Raw genomic sequence first — 14,040 nt, forward strand, 5'->3', positions numbered from 1 at the left:
CGATGGCGACGACCGCTGCCGGCGCACCGGCCGTACGCCGCGGACTCGCCCGGCGGGTGGCCGGCTCCCCGTGGGCCGGTTACCTCGCCCGGCGGCTCGGCGGTGTGGTCGCCGTGCTCGCCTTCCTCATCGTCGTGACGTTCATGATCGTGCGCTGGGTGCCGGGCGATCCGGCCCGGCAGATCGTCGGGCTGACCGCCGGCGAGGAGCAGGTGCGGCAGGTCCGTGAGCGGCTGGGGCTGACCGAACCCCTGTGGCGGCAGTTCGGGACGTACCTCCGCGGCCTGGCGCACGGTGATCTCGGTACCTCCTTCACGACCGGCCAGCCGGTGTCGTCGATGCTGTCGCAGCGTCTGCCGCTCACGGTCGAGCTGGCGATGAGCGCGCTGGTCATCGTGCTGGTCGTCGCGATACCGCTGGGCACCGCCGTCGGGGTGGCCCAGCAGCGCGGGCGGGCCCGCGTCGCGACGTCGTCGTTCGGGGTCGGCGCCTCGGTCATCGGGGCCATGCCGGAGTACATCGCCGGCACCGTGCTCGTCTACGTGTTCGCCCTGACCCTGCGCTGGCTGCCGGTGCAGGGCGGCTCGGGCCCCACCGCGATGATCCTGCCCGCCCTGTCCATCGCGATCGCGCCGGCCGCGGTCCTCACCCGTCTGGTGCGCAACGAGACGGCGGCGGTGCTGTCGCAGGACTACATCACGATGGCGATGAGCAAGCGGCTGTCGAACACACGCCTGCTGCTGCGGCACGTGGTGCCCAACGTCGTGACCAGCACGCTGACCCTCGGCGGGCTCATCCTCGTGGCGCTGCTCGGGGGAACGGTCGTCGCCGAGAACGTCTTCAACATGCCGGGCGCCGGCGCGGAGATCGTGCACGCGATCGTGCGCCGCGACTATCCGGAGGTCCAGGGGATCATCCTCGTGCTCGGCCTGGTCGCCGTGCTGATCAATCTGATCGTCGACGTCACGCTCGGATTGCTCGATCCACGAGTGCTGACGGGGGCGCGCTCATGAGAGGCGTACGTACCCGGCTTCCGGCGATGCTGCTCGTCGGCCTCGTCCTGGCAGCGGTCATCGTTCTGGTCGCCGTCGCGGGGCCGATCCTGTGGCAGGCGCGCGCCGACGCGCTGACCGGCGACATCCGCCAGGGCCCCTCGGGCGCGCACTGGCTGGGCACCGACGCGCTGGGGCGGGACGTGTTCTGGCGTACCGTCGTCGCCACGCGGTCGACGATCGAGATGGCGGTCGCCGCGACCGCGATCGCGGCGGCACTCGGCACCTTCCTGGGCGCGGTGATCGTTTCCGCCGGGCCGGCCGTCCGTACGCTGGGCGACCGGGTCATCGACCTGCTGCTGTCGTTCCCGCCGATCATCATCGCGCTGACGTTCACCGCGATCCTCTCCCCGGGCCGCGCGTCGGTGGTCGGCGCGATCGGCCTGGCGTTCTGCCCGCAGTTCGCCCGGCTGACCAACCGGCTCGCGCTGTCGGTGCAGGAGAGGGACTATGTCACGGTCGCGCGGCTGCTGGGCGTGGGCCGGTTCCGCGTCGTCACCCGGCACGTGGTGCCGAACATCGCCCCGCCGCTGCTCGTGCTCACCTCGGTGGGGTTCGCGACCAGCGTGGTGACCGTCTCCGGGCTCAGCTTCCTCGGACTGAGCGTCCAGCCGCCGTCCTATGACTGGGGCAGCCTGCTGGCGAGCGGGCTGCGCAACCTGTACGACAACCCCGGCGAGGCGTTCGGTCCCGCCGCGGCGATCCTGGTCACGGGCCTCGCCGCGGGGCTCGTCGGCGACGGCCTGGTGCGGCACATGGACCCGCGCGGGACGTCGCGGCCGCACCGCGCCGTGCGCCGGTCCACCGACCCGCCGACGGCCGGTGACGCGAGCCGGGCCGGGGGTGCCGCACCGGTGGCGTCCGTCCGCGACCTGTCGATCCGGCGGCCCGACGGCAGGGAGCTGGTCCACGGGATCTCGCTGACCGTGGACGCCGGCGAGATCGTCGGGATCGTCGGCGAGTCCGGTTCCGGCAAGAGCCTGACCGCGCTCGCCCTCGCGCGGCTGCTGCCTCGCGAGCTGGAATGGTCCGCGGCGCACCTCAACGTGAACGGCGTCGACCTGGCCGATCCGGCGAAGGCACCGCCCGCCCGGCTGGCGACCGAGCTGGGGATCGTCTTCCAGGACCCGTCGAGCAGCTTCAACCCCGCGCTGCGGATCGGCACCCAGCTCACAGAGGTCCTCCGGGTGCACGCGAAGATGTCCCGGCGGCAGGCCCACGCCCTGGCGGTCTCCCGGCTGGCCGAGACCCGGGTGTCCTCGCCCGAGCTGCGGATGCGCCAGTATCCGCACGAGCTCTCCGGCGGCATGCGGCAGCGCGCGATGATCGCCGCGGCGATGCTGCCCGAACCGAAACTGATCATCGCCGACGAGCCCACCACCGCGCTGGACGTCACCGTGCAGGCGGACGTGCTGCGCCTGCTGAAACAGATCAACACGACGCACGGCACCGCGATCCTCCTCATCTCGCACGACATCGGCGTGGTCTCCTCGCTCTGCGACCGGATCTGCGTGATGTACGCCGGACGCGTCGTGGAGGAACTGTCGGTCGAGGACCTGCGCCGGCGCGACGTACGGCATCCCTACACGCGAGCACTGCTGGCCGCCTCACCCGACACCGCGCCGGAGCGGGACGGAGCGCGGCTCGTGCCGCTGCCCGGACGCGCCCCGGCGGCCGAGGACCAGGGCCCGGGCTGCTCCTTCGCGCCCCGGTGCCCGCTCGCCGTGCCGGTCTGCACCGAGATCGTTCCGCCGCTGGTCGCCGAGCCTTCGGGCAACGCCGTCGCCTGCCATGTCGAGACAGCCGCCGCGGAGGTCCGGTCATGACCCACACCGACGAGAGCGTGCTGAGCGCCGTGGGGGTGTCGGCCGGCTACGGCTCCGGCTCGCGCTCGCGGAGTGTGCTGCACGACGTGAACGTCGCGGTCCGCCGCGGCGGCACGATGGGCATCGTGGGCGAGTCCGGGTCCGGCAAGTCCACGCTGGCCCAGGTGCTGGTCGGGCGGCTGACCCCGATACGAGGCGTGGTCCGGCTCGACGGCACCGACGTACGGCGGCTGTCGCGAAGGGAGCGCTTCGCGGCCAGGCGCCGGATCCAGCTGGTCCCGCAGGACCCGTACTCCTCGCTGGACCCGCGGATGTCGGTGGAGCGGACGCTGGCCGAGGCGATCGACCCGCGCGGCCGGCTTCGCGCCGGCGCCCACCGTGAACGCATCACCGAGCTGCTCGAATCGGTGGCGCTGGACGGCTCCGCCGCGAAGCGGCTGCCGCACGAGTTCTCCGGCGGTCAGCGTCAGCGCATCGTCATCGCCCGTGCCCTGGCGGTCCGGCCAGAAGTGATCATCGCGGACGAGGTGACGTCCTCGCTTGACACCTCGGTGCAGGCCGAGATTCTGGAGCTGCTGCTCGACCTGCGCGAACGGCTCGGCCTGACCTACGTCTTCATCACCCACGACCTGGCGATCGCGCAGTACATGTGCACCGACCTGAGCGTCCTGTATCTCGGCACGGTGGTCGAGCAGGGCACGACCGACGTCCTCACCCGTCCCGCGCACCCCTACACCGAGCTGCTGCGCGACAGCCGGCCCGACCCGAGCGGCCGGTCGACGCCGGCGGCGGCCGGCGGGCTCGCGACCGAGGACGCCGCCGATCCGGCGAATCCGCCGTCCGGATGCGTGTTCCACCCGCGATGTCGCTACGGGCCGAGGACCCATGAGGACCGGACCCGCTGCGCGGTGGAGCCGCCGATCCTGGCCGATCTTCTACCCTCGCGCGAACGCAGGGCCGCCTGTCACTATCCGATCAAAGCGGTGATACAGGACGAGGAGGGCCCATGAGTAACGTTGCGGCGGACTTGCTGATCCGGGACGTGAACCTGATCGACGGCAACGACGGACCGGGTCGGCCCGGGTTCGCGGTCGTCGTCGAAGGCCGGCGGATCAAGTGGATCGGCCCGTCCGATTCCGCCCCGTCGTTTCCGCCGCACGCGGTCGTCGACGGGGCCGGATGCAGCCTGCTACCCGGCCTGATCAACGCGCACGTCCACCTGTCCGCCGACGGCGGGCCGGACTTCACGCGGCAGATCGAGTCGGACTCGGTGCCGCTCGCCACGCTGAAGAGCGCCAAGATGGCCGAGCTGGCGCTGCGCGCCGGGGTGACCGGCGTCCGTGACTGCGGCGCCGCCGACGGGATCGTGATCGAGCTGGCCAAGGCGATCGACGACGGCCTCATCCCCGGACCGCGCGTCAAGGCGGCCGGACGCGTGATCACGATGACCGGCGGCCACGGCCACTTCATCGGACGTGAGGCCGACGGAGCGGACGGTGTCCGGGCGGCGACCCGGGCCGAGATCAAGGCCGGTGCCGACTTCATCAAGGCGATGGCGACCGGCGGTGTCCTGACCGCCGGCGTCGATCCCGGGCAGACCGGGCTGGTGCGGGAAGAGCTGGCGGTCGCGACGCAGGAGGCGCACAACGCCGGACGGCGGATCACCGTGCACGCGATCGGCAACCAGGGGATCAAGAACGCCCTGCGCGCGGGCGTCGACTCGATCGAGCACGGGATCCGCCTCGACGACGAGGCGCTCGAACTCGCCGTCGCGCAGGGCACGTACCTCGTGCCGACCCTGCTCGCCGTGGCCTCGATCGTGAACGCGGAGAACAGCGCGGGCATGGTGCCCTGGGTGTTCGAGAAGGCCGTGCACGAGGCGGAGCGGCACCGCGAGAGCTTCGTGGCGGCGGTCCGGTCCGGTCTGCGGATCGCGGCCGGTACGGACGCGGGCACCCCGTACAACCCGCACACGGATCTGGTCCGCGAGCTGGAGCTCATGGTCCAGTACGGGCTGACCGCGCAGGAGGCGATCCGCGCGGCCACCCGCAACGCCGCCGAGAACATGGACGTCCTTCACGACACCGGCACGGTGGAGGTCGGCAAGCTCGCCGACCTGCTGCTGGTCGAGGGCGACCCCGGCACCGACATCGGCGCGCTCGCGCGGATCCGGCTGGTCATCAAGGACGGGCGGATCGTCCACAGCCGCGAACGGGCGGGCGAGGCCGCATGAGGCAGGCCGTCGGCGATCCGGAGTTGACGGCCGCGCAGCGGGAGATGCTCGCGGGCCGTCGCGGCGACGGGGCGGCGCTGGCCATGCGGGTGATCGTCCGGCTCGCCCGCGCGCTCGGCGCCGACCGGCTGATCCCCGTCGACTCCGCGCACGTCGACGGCTGTCTCTTCCACGGGCAGGTGGGGATCGACCTGGTCGAGCGGCTGATCGCCGGCGGCGCCCGGGTCGCCGTTCCCACGACGCTCAACGTCGGCTCGCTGGACCTGCTGCACCCGAGCGTGGTGCGCGGCGACGCCGCCGATCGGGCGGACGCCCGGCGGCTGATGGACGGTTACGTCGCGCTCGGCGCGGAACCCACGTGGACCTGCGCTCCGTACCAACTCCGGGAACGACCGGCGTACGGGCGGCACGTGGCGTGGGCGGAGTCGAACGCCATCGTGTTCGCCAACTCGGTCCTCGGCGCCCGCACCGACCGGTACGGCGACTTCGCCGACATCTGCGCCGCGGTGACCGGTTCCGCGCCGTACGTCGGTCTGCACCGGGACGAGAACCGCGCGGGCCAGGTCCTGTTCGACTGCTCGCGGGTGCCGGCCGGGGCGTTCGCGTCGGACGTCGCCTGGGCGGCGCTCGGCCATCTCGTCGGCCGCCGTTCGGGTACGCGCGTCCCCGTGCTGACCGGCCTGCCCGGCGACGCGGACGAGGACCGCCTGAAGGCGTTCGGCGCCGCGGCGGCCTCGGCCGGCGGCGTCGCCCTGTTCCACGCCGTCGGCCTGACTCCGGAGGCGCCCGATGCCGCGACCGCTTTCGGCGGACGCGCAGCCGAACGACGTCACGAGGTGACCGCCGCGGATCTGCTCGCGGCTCGCGACGAGCTCACCACGGCGCCGGACGGGCGGCTCGACGCGATCAGCGTCGGCACGCCGCACTTCTCCGTCGCCGAGTTCCGCGCGCTCGCCGCGCTGGTGGCCGACGGCCCGCCGTTCGATGAGGACATCGAGTTCTGGATCTCCACGAGCCGGGCCGTCCTCGCCGAAGCCGAGCGCAACGGCGACGCCGCGGCCTGCCGGCGGGCCGGCGCGCGGATCCTGGTCGACACCTGTACCTACATCGCCCCGGTCCTGCGGACCTCGGCACGGGTGGTGATGACCAACTCCGCGAAGTGGGCCTGGTACGCCCCGACCAACCTCGGCATCGATGTCGTGTTCGCCTCGCTGCCCGAGTGCGTGCTGTCCGCGCGCGCGGGGCGCGTCGTCCGCGACCCCGGCCTCTGGCGGGTGCCATGATCGGGGTCCCGCTCAGCCCGGGGTGTGCGACCGCTCCCCTGCTGCTCCTGGACGAGCCGCTGTCGTTCTGGGGCGGCACCGACGTGGCGACCGGCGAGATCACCGACGTGCACCACCCGCAACGGGGAGCCTCGCCCGCCGGACGGGTGCTGGTCATGTCCGGGAGCCGCGGGTCGAGTTCGAGTTCGAGCGTGCTCGCCGAGCAGATGCGGCGCGGTGTGTCGCCGGCGGCCGTCCTGCTCCGGCGGCCCGACGCGATCGTGACGCTCGCGGCGATCGTCGTACGGGAGCTGTACTCGATCGAGGTGCCGATCGTCGTCCTGTCCGCCGAGGACTTCGACGCGCTTCCACGAAAGGGGATGGTGACGGTGTCGGCGACGGACGAGAGCGCCGAGATCTCGATCGACGATGGGAGACGCCGATGAGCACCGAGGTGATCGAGGCCCGGAGGCTGCGACGGCTCACCGACGCGCGGCTCCTGGTGGACGCGCTGGAGCGGGCCCTGCTGGCCGACATCCGGCCCTCCGCGGAACCCGGACGCGTCTCCCGGCCGACGAGCCACGGCGAGCTGCTGCTGATGCCGTCGGAGAGCGCCGACTACGTCGGCGTCAAGGTCCTCGGCCTGGCGCCGGGCAATCCGCGTGAGGGGCTCCCGACGATCTCCGGGCTGTACCTGCTGATGGACGCCCGTACGCTCCGGCTGCGCGCCATGATGGACGGTGCCGAGCTCACCCTGCTGCGGACCCCGGCCGTGTCGGCCCTCGCGGTACGCCACATGGCGACCCGCCCGGTCCGCTCGGCCGTCGTGTTCGGCAGCGGACCGCAGGCCCGCGCGCACATCGAGACCTTCCACGCGCTGTACGGCCTGCGCGACGTGGTCGTCGTCGGGCGCGACCCGGAGCGGACCGAGCGGCTGATCCGCCGCTGCGCCGACGACGGACTCCGCGTCCGGCCCGGCACGGCGCGCGACGTACACGAGGCCGACGCCGTGATCTGCTGCACGAGCGCGCGCGAACCACTGTTCGAGGCGGAGCTCCTGGCGCCGGGCACCCTCGTCGTGGCGATGGGCTCGCACCACCCCGACGCCCGTGAGCTGGGCGACGACGTCATGGCCGGCGCACACGTGGTGGTCGAGTCGCGGGCCGCGGCCGTGACCGAGGCCGGAGAGGTGGTCCACGCCCTCGCCCACGGGGCGGTCGACGAGGCCGACCTGATCGAGCTGGCCGACCTCGTACGAGGCCGGGCCGTCGCCGACGACGGGAGACCGCGGGTGTTCAAGAGCGTCGGGATGGCCTGGGAGGACCTGGCCGTGGCGGCGGTGCTGCACGAGCGCAGGGCCGCCTCATGACGCCCGCCGACTTCCGCCGAATCGGCGCCGCGGTCAGCAACTGGGGCCGCTGGGGCGCCGATGACGAACGCGGCACCACCAACCTGATCACGCCCCAGCACATCGTGGAGGCGGCCCGGCTGGTGCGCAAGGGCGCGGTGTTCGAGCTGGGGGTCCCGCTCGACGGCGACGGCCCGCCGGCCTTCCCCGGGCGGATCGCCCCGCTGCACCTCATGACCGAGACCGGGGCGGGGCAGGAGTACCCGGGCGGCGCGAGGTGGTCCGACGACTACGTCGTCATGCCGCTCCAGGCCGGCACGCAGTGGGACGCGTTCGCGCACGTCTGGTACGACGGCATGCTCTACAACGGCTTCGCGGAGGACACGATCGGCCCGCACGGCGCGCGCCGGTGTTCGATCGACGCCCTCGCCGGCGGGGTCACCGGGCGAGGCGTCCTGCTCGACGTCGCCCGCCACTCCGGCGTGGACTGGCTGGAGGGCGGCCACGTGATCGGCCCGGAGACCCTGGACGCGGTCGCCGAGCGGCAGGGCACCGAGATCCGTCCGGGCGACATCCTGCTCGTCCGGACCGGCTGGTGGGGGAAGTTCGCCGCCGAGCGGGACGGCGCCGGGTGGATCAGCACCGAACCGGGACTCGGCCTCGCCTGCGTACGGTGGATCCGCGACCACGACCTCGCGGCGCTGGCCATGGACAACTGGGGCATCGAAGTCGCGCCCGGCGAGGACCTCGCCGCCACGAACCCGGTGCACTGCGTGCTGCTCCGCGACGTGGGCATCCCCCTCGGCGAGATCTTCGACCTGGAGGCCCTGGCGGATGACTGCGCGGACGACGGGAGGTATGAGTTCCTGTTCACCGCGCCACCGCTCAAGGTCGCCGGCGCGGTCGGCTCCCCCATCAGCCCGCTCGCGCTGAAGTAGCCCCCGGGACGATCAGCGGCGCTCGCGGCGCACTGGAACGCCGAACCCGTCAGCACCAGTACGACGCGGGCCCCACCTCTCTGCTGGGCGGTGGGGCCCGCGTGATCAGGTGCCTCCCTCGCGGTGTCAGCGGATGCGGGTGGGCAGGCGGCGGGCGACGAGCGGGACGACGATCGCCGCGGCCACGAGGTGGGCGGCAATGAGGACGGCCCTGGTCGACGGTGCCGCCGAGACGACGAGGTCGGGCACGACCGACAGCACCGTGAGAACGGCGGTGACCGCCACGAATGTGCGCCTGGGCGCCGCGGCCCAGCGCCGCAGCGCCGCGGCCAGCACTATGCCGATCACGGCGCCCGCCAGTGTCAGCTGGGTGAAGGCGAACAGCGGAATCGGCTGGCCGCCGACCTTCAGAGACACTCCCGCGCTCGTGGCGACGGCGGCGATGACGGTGGTGGCCAGGGCGGCGGCGATGGCGGCGAGCCCGCCGGTACGCCACAGCGGGACGGTGCGAGGTGAGGTCATGACGGTCGCGGACGGAGCGGCGGCGTGGCCGATGTTGCTCATGTGCTTTCCTTCGTATTCGTGCGAGCGAGAGTGTCCCTATGGCGGGGTGGACCGAGCGACGTCATCGGTCGGCGGCCTGGCCGCGAGGTGGCGGCTCGACCGGCGTGGCGTTACCGGTTGACGCGGTATCGCAGGTGGGTGACTCCGCTGCCGGCGTCGATGACCCGGTCGCGGGTGAGTTCGACCGGGCCCGCGCCGAGCAGGTCGAAAAGACGCACCCCGCCGCCGAGCAGCACCGGGACCAGGTGCACCTGGATCTCATCCAGCAGGCCGGCCTCCAGCGCCTGCTGAGCCGCGGTCGCACCGTGCAGGCCGACCGTACGATCGCCCGCGGCGGCCTGCGCCTGGGCGATGGCGCTCTTGATCCCGTCGGTGACGAAGGTGAACACCGGCGGCACACCGGCCGGGTCCGGTGCGTGATGCGTGAGCACGAAACACGGCACGTCACCGGCCGGGCCGCCCTCGCCCCAGCCTCCCTCACCGACGCAGAAGTCATAGGAGCGGCGGCCCATCACGATCGCCCCGGCACCATCGACCATCTCCTGCAACACGGCCTGGTCGGCAGGTGTCCCGGCCGGCCCGAGCCAGTCGTGCAGAACCTCACCGCCCTCACCCAGCGGCCGTTCACGGCTGTCGTGCGGTCCGGTGACGAACCCGTCCAGCGACATCGACATGCTCGACGCAACGTTCCCCATGGTCTCTCCTCCTAAGGATCCGCCCCGCCTTCAGCGGGATGACCATGAGTCTGGTCAGCGGCCGCCGAGGGAACATCCGTGGCCACCACGGAATCCACTACGGAGCCGGCACCGTGGCCTTGAGCGCTCGAAGTTCCGCTCGGCTCGTCCCGGCACCAGCATCAGCGTGACCGCGCGCTCGAACCGGGCGCCGATGCGTTCCCACCGGGTCACCGACTCGATCGCCGGCCGGACGTCACCGGTGTGGCGGGCGGTGGCGCGCGCGAGGCAGGCCGCCGCCCAGTCGTTCTCGGCGGCGGCGGATTCGGCCGCCGCGAGCCGCTCGCCGGCGTCGGGCGATCCCGCGACGACCGCGAGTTCGGCCCCGGCCGCGTGGGCGTAGGCCAGCCACCACTTCTCCGGGAACGACGCGAGCGCGGCATCGACCAACCGCGCCGGATCGGCGTACCGGCCGGTGTGCACGGCGACCCGCGCATCGGCGAACGCGGCGGCCGCCGCCAGCGCCGATGACCCGGCCGAGCTGATAATCCGCATCGTCCGCGGCGACGTCGAACGCCTCACCGTGCGGCCGCGGCTTCTGTCCGGCCGCACGCGCCGACCGGCGGCAGCCGTGGAGCCGCCGCCGGTTCACGTCCCGCCGCTACTGCTGGGGGAACGTCACGTTCAGCGCCTCACGCTGCCGGGCGCCCAACCCGCCGACCCTGCGGTTCGCCTCGATGCCGGCATCGGCCATGGCCTTTTCCGCACTGACCTTGCCCACGCCGGGCAGCGCCCGAAGGAGCTGGGAGACGCGGGTCTTCTTCGCCGTATCGTCATCGCGACCGAGCACGGCGGCCAGGCTCAGCTTGCCCGCTTTGACCTCGTTGAGCATCGCGGTTCGTGCGGCACGCGCTTCGGCTGCCTTCTCGAGCGCCGCCTGACGCTGCTCCGGCGTCATCGTCGGCAGAGCCATCAGAGTCCGTCCCTTCGGTGTGTCCTTTGCCCGCCGGGCGGCGGACGAGCAGCCATCATGCCGGGTGGTGCCGACAGCATCGGGCGACAACCCGCCGCGCCCGCACGCCCCGGCCGTGCAGGCGCGGCGCGCGTCACGGCCCGGAAGGGTGGCACAGGCTCGGGGCCGCGCTCGCGAGCGTGCCGGGTTTCCCGCGAAGGTGCCGTACGGGTACGGGGCCGGGTGCTCCCACAGCCGTACCCTGCCCGCTCGGTCGAGCATCGACCGCGTCACCGCCTTCTGCGCGCGTGGGGAAGCCGGTTGGTCAGCGATGGGTCGCGATGAGGCGTCGCAGTGCGGCGTGGGCGGGCGGGCCCCAGGTGGGCTTGCCGCCGGGCCGGCCGTGGACGCCGGCGTCCGCGATGAGGATGCCGGCGACGGCGCGTCCGGCCGCCCATCCGCGGGCGCGGCGCAGAGTCGCGGCGTCCGGGGCCGGCCGGTAGGCGGCGTGGAAGCGATCGGCGGTGTCGTCCGGCAGCAGACTCCAAGCGGCGGAGAGGTCGTAGGCCGGGTCGCCAGCGAAGAGGTCACCGAAGTCGATCACGCCGCAGAGGGTGCCGTCGGCGGTGAGGACGTTGGCCGGATGCAGGTCGCCGTGGAGCCACAGCGCCGGGCCGGCCCAGTCGGGCGCGGCGAGGGCGTCCTCCCAGACCGCGCGGACGGCGTCAGGGTCGGGGATGAGTCCCAGCTCGGTGGCCGAGGCGAGCTGCTTGGCAAAACCCTCGGAGTAGCCGGTCAGCGGCCCTCCGCGGCCCCGGCCGGCGGGCGCCTCATCGGGAGCGGGTTGGTGAAGTGCCGTCAGGAAGGCGGCCAGGGCGGTGGCCGCCTCCGCGGCGCGCGTGACGGGGGCACGGTCGGCAGGTGTGCCCGGCACCCAGGTGGTGACGATCCAGGGCCGCGGAAACCGCGCGGAGGGCTCGCCGAGACGTTGCGGAACGGGAACGGGCAGCGGAAGGCGAGGAGTGAGGGCGGGCAGCCAGGTGTGCTCCTTGCGCAGCAGCGCGTCCGCGGACGGCGTCGCCCAGGGCAACCGGACGGCGAGGTCGTCGCCGAGCCGCCACAGCTGGTTGTCCCAGCCACGCGCGCCGAGCCTCACCGGGTAGTCGGCCAGGTCGGGGTGCTGGTCGCGCAGCAGATCCCGCACCAACTCCGCGGTGACCTCGATCTCGGCATGCGTCATGTGGAGCAACGGTAGCCTGATGAAGCCGACCCGGTCCGGGCCGACGCGGCATCAACGAGAGTGGTTCTCGGGTCAGAACGGTCGCGAGGTGGTCGAGCCCTCTGGGCGGTCGGTTCCTTCTGCCACGTCGAGCACGATGAGGGCGGTGCGGGCGTCGACCACGGCCTGTGAGGACCGGAGGTCAAGGCTGGTGAGCGCTTCGATCCGGCGCAGACGCTGGCTCACGGTGTTCGGATGCAACGTGAGAGTGCGGGCCGTGACGCGGCGGTCGAGGCATGAGTCGAGGTAGGCACGGAGTGTGCGCAACAGCGCGGTTCCGTGGTCGCGGTCATAGTCGATCAGGGTGCCGAGGGTGCGGTCGGCGTATGCGCGCAGGCGTGCGGGGTCGCCGAGTTGCAGGAGTAGTCCCGCGACTCCGAGGTCATCAAGCGTGATCGTCGTTCCGCTCCGCCCGGCATGGCCGGCGACGGCTAGTGCGCCCCGTGCGGTGCGGTACGCACTCACGACGTCCCGCTGGGCGGGGCTGGAGACCGCTATGGTCACGTCGTCGACGCCGTGAGCGGAGGCCACGACCCGTCGGAGGGCGTCGGCGGCGGGTCTGTGCGCCGCCGGGCCCGTCGCCTCGACCGGCCACAGGGCGACGATGACGTCGCGGTGCACCGCGACGAGCGGTCGTGGACGCACGGCGGCCGCGAGTCGGGCGGCGTCGGCCAGCGCTCGCTGGATCGTGCTTGCCGGAGCCGGGCGCCCGCCTGCGGTCAGCTGGGCGACGAGGATGAGATGGTCCCGCGTCAGATCGTGGCCGAGCAGCCTGGCGCGGTCACGTACGGAAGACGAACCGGGGTCGGAGCCGGCGAGGAGGTCGGTGAGGAGGTCGCCGCGCAGGTTCTGCTCGACTTCAAGGGCGGTGCGCCGGCGGAGCAGTTCGAGGGACAGCACGATCGAGGCGTGTTCCAAGGCCCGGCGGTCCAAGGGCGCGAGTGAACCGGCCTGGCCCGGGATCCAGACTCGGGCGGTGACCTCTCCTTCGAGAATGACATCGACGACGACGTGACGGCCCTGCTCGTGGACGATCTCGGCCCCCGGCGCGCGCCGACCGTTCCCGACGGTGAGGAGATCCCTCGCGTCGGGCGCGGGCGGTTCTCCGGCGTAGGCGAGGATCTCGCCGCGTACGTCTTGCACCAGGACCGGAACGCCGAGGAGATCGCGCAGAGCACCGGCGATGCCCTCGACTCCACCTCCGCGGACGGCGACGCGCAGCAGGCGTTCGTGGATCTTCTCCGAGCGGATCATGAGGTCGCGTTGATGGCGCAAATCGTCCAGGACCCGCGCGGAAGTGATGGCGAGGGCCGCGTGTTCGGCGAGCAGCTGAAGTCGTTCGATCTCCTCGGGGCCGAATTCGTGCACGGCTGAGCGATAGCTGTTCAGCGTGCCGATCACCCCGGATGCGGTGATCAGGGGTACGGACAGCATCGACCGGTAGCCCTGCTCGCGAGCGACGCCGCCCCAGATGAAGTTCGGCTCGCGGGAGATGTCGGCGATCGCGCAGGGCCGGGCGGAGCGGAACGCCCGGCTGGATGGGGCGCCGCCGGTCGCGTCGGCTTCCAGAGGGACCGGGCGGTCGGAGTTGACGCGGGCGACGTACTCCTCGGTGAGTCCACTCCAGCCGGCGATGACGAGGGTCCGCTCTGCGGCGTCCGGCACGAGCACGCCGCAGAAGTCGAGGCCGAGCAGTTCCTTGGCGGTCGCGGCGACGAGGTCCAAAACGTCCCGAAGTCCGGTGCCGGCGTTGACCGCCGCGGTCAGGGCGCTGATCGCGGCCAGCCACCTTCGTAGCCCCGGGGCCTCTCTGCTGTCCATCCCGTGAATGTACGAGATGACATCCCTACAGGAAAACGATGTTCTTCCAGACATCGTCCCGGCCGTACTCCGTGGTCACACTGTGTTGATC

Annotated in this window: 14 protein-coding genes; 8 read left to right on the plus strand and 6 right to left on the minus strand. The window is 72.6% G+C overall.

Features of this window, described 5'->3' with window-relative positions; genetic code table 11:
- Positions 1–2: 2 nt before the first annotated feature.
- Genes ACQEV1_RS26760 through ACQEV1_RS26795 form a run of 8 tightly spaced genes read left to right on the plus strand, consistent with a single transcriptional unit; the run spans position 3 to position 8,659 of the window.
- Entirely contained in the window at positions 3–1,013 is a 1,011-nt protein-coding gene (locus ACQEV1_RS26760; protein ID WP_285624255.1) for an ABC transporter permease, read from the plus strand.
- Positions 1,010–2,878, plus strand: a complete 1,869-nt coding sequence (locus ACQEV1_RS26765) for a dipeptide/oligopeptide/nickel ABC transporter permease/ATP-binding protein (RefSeq protein WP_433396872.1) — start codon at positions 1,010–1,012, stop codon at positions 2,876–2,878. Before ACQEV1_RS26760 ends, ACQEV1_RS26765 begins: the two co-directional genes overlap by 4 nt.
- Positions 2,875–3,888: an oligopeptide/dipeptide ABC transporter ATP-binding protein gene (locus ACQEV1_RS26770; protein WP_433396874.1), complete on the plus strand. Its 1,014-nt coding sequence runs from the start codon at positions 2,875–2,877 to the stop codon at positions 3,886–3,888. The genes ACQEV1_RS26765 and ACQEV1_RS26770 overlap by 4 nt, the downstream gene beginning before the upstream one ends.
- The gene (locus ACQEV1_RS26775; RefSeq protein WP_433396876.1) at positions 3,885–5,111 is read left to right on the plus strand and encodes an amidohydrolase family protein; all 1,227 of its coding nucleotides are present in this window, start codon (positions 3,885–3,887) and stop codon (positions 5,109–5,111) included. Before ACQEV1_RS26770 ends, ACQEV1_RS26775 begins: the two co-directional genes overlap by 4 nt.
- Positions 5,108–6,394: an aconitase X gene (locus ACQEV1_RS26780; RefSeq protein WP_433396877.1), complete on the plus strand. Its 1,287-nt coding sequence runs from the start codon at positions 5,108–5,110 to the stop codon at positions 6,392–6,394. The genes ACQEV1_RS26775 and ACQEV1_RS26780 overlap by 4 nt, the downstream gene beginning before the upstream one ends.
- A complete protein-coding gene (locus ACQEV1_RS26785) occupies positions 6,391–6,819 on the plus strand; it encodes an aconitase X swivel domain-containing protein (RefSeq protein WP_433396879.1) in 429 nt (142 codons plus the stop codon). The genes ACQEV1_RS26780 and ACQEV1_RS26785 overlap by 4 nt, the downstream gene beginning before the upstream one ends.
- Positions 6,816–7,742 carry an ornithine cyclodeaminase family protein gene (locus tag ACQEV1_RS26790; RefSeq protein WP_433396881.1) on the plus strand — a complete coding sequence of 309 codons (927 nt, stop codon included), beginning with the start codon at positions 6,816–6,818 and terminating at the stop codon, positions 7,740–7,742. Before ACQEV1_RS26785 ends, ACQEV1_RS26790 begins: the two co-directional genes overlap by 4 nt.
- Positions 7,739–8,659, plus strand: coding sequence for a cyclase family protein (locus tag ACQEV1_RS26795; RefSeq protein ID WP_433396883.1), 921 nt, complete (start codon positions 7,739–7,741; stop codon positions 8,657–8,659). Before ACQEV1_RS26790 ends, ACQEV1_RS26795 begins: the two co-directional genes overlap by 4 nt.
- A gap of 126 nt (positions 8,660–8,785) precedes the next feature.
- Here ACQEV1_RS26795 and ACQEV1_RS26800 read toward each other — a convergent pair whose 3' ends face one another.
- The 6 genes from ACQEV1_RS26800 to ACQEV1_RS26825 form a co-directional block, all read right to left on the minus strand.
- A complete protein-coding gene (locus ACQEV1_RS26800; protein ID WP_285624238.1) occupies positions 8,786–9,223 on the minus strand; it encodes a DUF6069 family protein in 438 nt (145 codons plus the stop codon).
- 110 nt (positions 9,224–9,333) lie between these two features.
- Positions 9,334–9,918 carry a dihydrofolate reductase family protein gene (locus ACQEV1_RS26805; protein WP_433396885.1) on the minus strand — a complete coding sequence of 195 codons (585 nt, stop codon included), beginning with the start codon at positions 9,916–9,918 and terminating at the stop codon, positions 9,334–9,336.
- Positions 9,919–9,972: 54 nt separating this feature from the next.
- Positions 9,973–10,452 carry a hypothetical protein gene (locus tag ACQEV1_RS26810; RefSeq protein WP_433396887.1) on the minus strand — a complete coding sequence of 160 codons (480 nt, stop codon included), beginning with the start codon at positions 10,450–10,452 and terminating at the stop codon, positions 9,973–9,975.
- 106 nt (positions 10,453–10,558) lie between these two features.
- The gene (mihF, locus tag ACQEV1_RS26815; protein ID WP_433396889.1) at positions 10,559–10,870 is read right to left on the minus strand and encodes an integration host factor, actinobacterial type; all 312 of its coding nucleotides are present in this window, start codon (positions 10,868–10,870) and stop codon (positions 10,559–10,561) included.
- A 304-nt stretch (positions 10,871–11,174) separates the two neighbouring features.
- The gene (locus ACQEV1_RS26820) at positions 11,175–12,089 is read right to left on the minus strand and encodes an aminoglycoside phosphotransferase family protein (protein WP_433396891.1); all 915 of its coding nucleotides are present in this window, start codon (positions 12,087–12,089) and stop codon (positions 11,175–11,177) included.
- A 72-nt stretch (positions 12,090–12,161) separates the two neighbouring features.
- Positions 12,162–13,949 (minus strand): helix-turn-helix domain-containing protein, encoded by a 1,788-nt coding sequence (locus tag ACQEV1_RS26825; protein ID WP_433396893.1) that lies wholly within the window; start codon positions 13,947–13,949, stop codon positions 12,162–12,164.
- Positions 13,950–14,040: the final 91 nt, after the last annotated feature.

It is taken from the genome of Actinoallomurus sp. CA-142502, from assembly GCF_050936355.1.
In the GTDB taxonomy this organism is placed as follows: domain Bacteria; phylum Actinomycetota; class Actinomycetes; order Streptosporangiales; family Streptosporangiaceae; genus Actinoallomurus; species Actinoallomurus iriomotensis.

Bases quoted from the DNA above. Each gene is read 5' to 3' on its own strand.
- ACQEV1_RS26760 (WP_285624255.1), top strand. From the start codon at position 3: ATGGCGACGACCGCTGCCGGCGCACCGGCCGTACGCCGCGGACTCGCC.
- ACQEV1_RS26765 (WP_433396872.1), top strand. From the start codon at position 1,010: ATGAGAGGCGTACGTACCCGGCTTCCGGCGATGCTGCTCGTCGGCCTC.
- ACQEV1_RS26770 (WP_433396874.1), top strand. From the start codon at position 2,875: ATGACCCACACCGACGAGAGCGTGCTGAGCGCCGTGGGGGTGTCGGCC.
- ACQEV1_RS26775 (WP_433396876.1), top strand. From the start codon at position 3,885: ATGAGTAACGTTGCGGCGGACTTGCTGATCCGGGACGTGAACCTGATC.
- ACQEV1_RS26780 (WP_433396877.1), top strand. From the start codon at position 5,108: ATGAGGCAGGCCGTCGGCGATCCGGAGTTGACGGCCGCGCAGCGGGAG.
- ACQEV1_RS26785 (WP_433396879.1), top strand. From the start codon at position 6,391: ATGATCGGGGTCCCGCTCAGCCCGGGGTGTGCGACCGCTCCCCTGCTG.
- ACQEV1_RS26790 (WP_433396881.1), top strand. From the start codon at position 6,816: ATGAGCACCGAGGTGATCGAGGCCCGGAGGCTGCGACGGCTCACCGAC.
- ACQEV1_RS26795 (WP_433396883.1), top strand. From the start codon at position 7,739: ATGACGCCCGCCGACTTCCGCCGAATCGGCGCCGCGGTCAGCAACTGG.
- ACQEV1_RS26800 (WP_285624238.1), bottom strand. From the start codon at position 9,223: ATGAGCAACATCGGCCACGCCGCCGCTCCGTCCGCGACCGTCATGACC.
- ACQEV1_RS26805 (WP_433396885.1), bottom strand. From the start codon at position 9,918: ATGGGGAACGTTGCGTCGAGCATGTCGATGTCGCTGGACGGGTTCGTC.
- ACQEV1_RS26810 (WP_433396887.1), bottom strand. From the start codon at position 10,452: ATGCGGATTATCAGCTCGGCCGGGTCATCGGCGCTGGCGGCGGCCGCC.
- mihF (WP_433396889.1), bottom strand. From the start codon at position 10,870: ATGGCTCTGCCGACGATGACGCCGGAGCAGCGTCAGGCGGCGCTCGAG.
- ACQEV1_RS26820 (WP_433396891.1), bottom strand. From the start codon at position 12,089: ATGACGCATGCCGAGATCGAGGTCACCGCGGAGTTGGTGCGGGATCTG.
- ACQEV1_RS26825 (WP_433396893.1), bottom strand. From the start codon at position 13,949: ATGGACAGCAGAGAGGCCCCGGGGCTACGAAGGTGGCTGGCCGCGATC.